This is a genomic window from Actinomadura violacea (assembly GCF_017573465.1).
Classification (GTDB): domain Bacteria; phylum Actinomycetota; class Actinomycetes; order Streptosporangiales; family Streptosporangiaceae; genus Spirillospora; species Spirillospora violacea.
This window is the reverse complement of the sequence record NZ_JAGEPF010000067.1, coordinates 1-2,812: the sequence shown is the minus strand read 5'-3', so window position 1 is coordinate 2,812 and position 2,812 is coordinate 1. Positions and strand designations below refer to the sequence as shown.

The following is a 2,812-nucleotide window of genomic DNA, read 5'->3' as shown; positions in this document are numbered from 1 at the left end:
AGTAGTACTGGCCGCGGACGGGGTCGTAGGTCCAGTTGGACTGTTCGGTGTCGACGAAGATGATGCGGGCGTCGGGGTATTTCTCGTCGGTGTCGTCCCACATGTAGAAGTCGCCGAACGGCCCGTCGGGATCGGTCCGCGACGCCTGGAACCACGGGTGCCGATCCGAGGTGTGGTTCATCACCAGGTCCGCGATGACGCGAATGCCGCGGGCGTGCGCCTCCTCGATGAGTTCGACGAAGTCGCCCAGCTCGCCGAAATCCGGAAGGATCTTGGTGTAGTCCGCGATGTCGTAGCCGCCGTCCTTCAGCGGTGACTGGTAGATCGGCAGCAGCCAGAGGCAGTCGATGCCGAGCCATTCGAGATGGTCGAGTTTGGAGATGAGGCCGCGCAGGTCGCCGTAGCCGTCGTTGTTGGAGTCGCAGAACCCGCGTACCGACACCTCGTAGAACACGGCCGTCTTGAACCAGTGCGGAGTGTGTGGCGCGTCCTCGGCGAAGCGGTCCGGGACGGCCCCCGCCGCCGGCGCGGCGGACTCCGCGGCGCGCCCCGCCCGCACGGGGCCGGGCTCGGCCTCCGGGTCGGTGACCTGGCCGGACGTGCTGCAGGTGAAGTACTTCGACTGCTCGTGCATGGGCCATCCCGGAGTGTCGGCGACATCTAGATCAGCAATTCCCGCCGCCCGTCGGCAGGACGTGCGCGACAGGCAACCATTCGTGAAAATCTCCGTACTCTCCGTAATCGGGGCTGCGCTCCCCGCACCGCCGCGACCGTGCCCCGCGGCCGCCCCGGGACTTGCTGCGCGGCGGGCGTGTCATGCCCGGACCTTTAGGGTCGGCGCCGTTTCCGCCGCGGGCCCCGGGTAGGTCGTTTCCAAGCTCGGAACCTGCCGCGCGGGCAGCTGACGACCAGCCCGGACGGGCGACCTCGTCGTCTCGTCCAGAGCGATCGGAGGGACAGTGGAGCGCTGGGAGATGTCGCCATCGGTCGTACCGACGCGCGACGACCTCGTGGCCCGGCTGCGCGCTCGCTTCGCCGACATTCCGGCGGAGAGCGTGCGCCGTTGCGTGGACGACCTGTGGTGCTGCTGCACCCATCTCGGTGTGCGGCCCGACGCCCGGGCCATCGAGCGCCTCGCGGCGTCCCGGCTCACGGGCGTGGTCCGCGGCGCGCGGCCGCCCTACCCGGACGGCGAGCGCGCACCGGTGCCGCCGGGCCGCGCCGCCGCCGCGCCCGCCCCCGTGCGTCCGTCCACCGGCGGGCCCGCCCCGGCCCGCGCCGCCGCGCGTACCCCGATCGGGATGTGACAGATGAAGGACACCACCGTGCCGGGCCTGCGGACGGACACCCGGCGAGGGTTCATCGTGCTGCGGCTGCCCGCGCAGATCAGCTGGCGCAACTACGCCGGGATCAGGGAGGGCGTGTCGCGGGCGCTGGCGCTGGCCGCCGGCGACGCCGCGCCAGGCGGCCCCGTACCGGCCCGGCCGCGCAAGGGCGTCGTCGTCGACTTCGGCGACTCGGTCCTGCTGGACGCATCCGGGCTGGTCCTGCTCGCCCGCACCGAGACCCGCGGCCGGCTGCTCGGCTGCCCGCTGCGGGCCGTCGTGCCCGCGACGGCCGCGCCCGTGCGCCGCGCGCTGCACCTCACCGGGCTGTCCCGGCTGGTCCCGGTGTTCGAGGACGTCGCGCAGGCGGTCGCGGCGCCCGTGGCGCCCCGGGAGGCGGCGGACGTCGACACCGGACACGTGCTCGACGCCATCCGGGCCCTGCACCCGGCGGACGCGGGGCTCGCGCCGACGCCGGCCGCCGCGGCGCCCGAACTGACGATCACCACGGCGGAGGCGGGCGACGGCGACCACACCGTCGTGCACCTGTCGGGGGTGCTCGACCCCGTCACGGTCCACCGCCTCGGCGAGACGCTGACCTCGCTGGTCGAGGGGAACCTGCGGCACCTGATGGTGCGGATGGGCGACCGGCTCGGGGTGCGCTGCGACCCGCTGCCGGTGCTGCTCGGCATCCGCTGGCGCGTCGCGGCCGAGGGCGGCTGCCTGTCGCTGCCCGGCCTGCCCGCCCGGCTCCGCGAGGTCATCGACCGGGAGGGGCTCGGCTCGGTGTTCACCGCGTGCCGGTCCGTCGACGGCGGACGGCTCGGCGCGGAACCGGCCTGACCGGCCGGCCACCCGCCGCGACTGCGTGGGGGCCGCCTCGTCCGCTCAGCTCCCGCCGCCCGGCCGCAGCCGGTCGCGCGCGGCGCGCAGGGAGTCGCGGACGGGGCGGCTCGTGCCCGTCCTGCCGGCGGCGCGGGTGCCGGACGAAGCCGCGGGTGCTTCCTCGTTCGCGGGCGCTTCCTCGTTCTTCGCGCTCGGACGTGCCTCGTCGCGCTGGATCGTGAACACGTGCGCCGGGCGCGCGTGCGGATCGAGCCGCACGTAGTTCGCCTGCCGCCACGTGTAGGCGGCCTCGTCCAACTGGTCGATGACGGTGAACGACTTCTCCGGGTCGTTGGGAAGGCCGAGTGCGGCGAGGTCGAGGTGGACGGTCGCCTCGCGCGGCTGATGTGGATTGAGGTTGACGATCGCCAGCACGACATCGTCGCCCTGCCGTTTGGAGAAGGCGAGAAGCTCGGGCTGGTCCACGTGGTGGAAACGCAGATTGCGCAACTGCTGCAAGGCCGGATGCAGTTTCCGGAGGGTGTTGAGCTGGGTGATGAGGGGGGCGATGGTGGTGTTGTCGCGGTCGGCGGCTTCCCAGTCGCGGGGGCGGTACTGGTATTTCTCCGAATCGCGGTATTCCTCGCTGCCGGGGCGGACGG

The 2,812-nt window shown here is 73.0% G+C and carries 3 protein-coding genes and 1 pseudogene; 2 read left to right on the top strand and 2 right to left on the bottom strand.

Annotation, left to right across the window (positions count from 1 at the left end):
• Nucleotides 1-634, bottom strand: a 634-nt coding sequence (locus J4709_RS52695; protein WP_269757710.1) for an alpha-amylase family glycosyl hydrolase, incomplete at its 3' end; no start/stop codon positions are given.
• Between the two features lie 340 nt (nucleotides 635-974).
• Between J4709_RS52695 and J4709_RS52690 the strand changes: the two genes are divergently transcribed.
• Nucleotides 975-1,307: a hypothetical protein gene (locus tag J4709_RS52690; protein ID WP_208253078.1), complete on the top strand. Its 333-nt coding sequence runs from the start codon at nucleotides 975-977 to the stop codon at nucleotides 1,305-1,307.
• A gap of 3 nt (nucleotides 1,308-1,310) precedes the next feature.
• Nucleotides 1,311-2,168 carry an STAS domain-containing protein gene (locus J4709_RS52685; RefSeq protein WP_208253077.1) on the top strand — a complete coding sequence of 286 codons (858 nt, stop codon included), beginning with the start codon at nucleotides 1,311-1,313 and terminating at the stop codon, nucleotides 2,166-2,168.
• Nucleotides 2,169-2,213: 45 nt separating this feature from the next.
• Here J4709_RS52685 and J4709_RS52680 read toward each other — a convergent pair.
• A pseudogene (locus J4709_RS52680) lies at nucleotides 2,214-2,812 on the bottom strand (hypothetical protein); the annotation flags it as partial.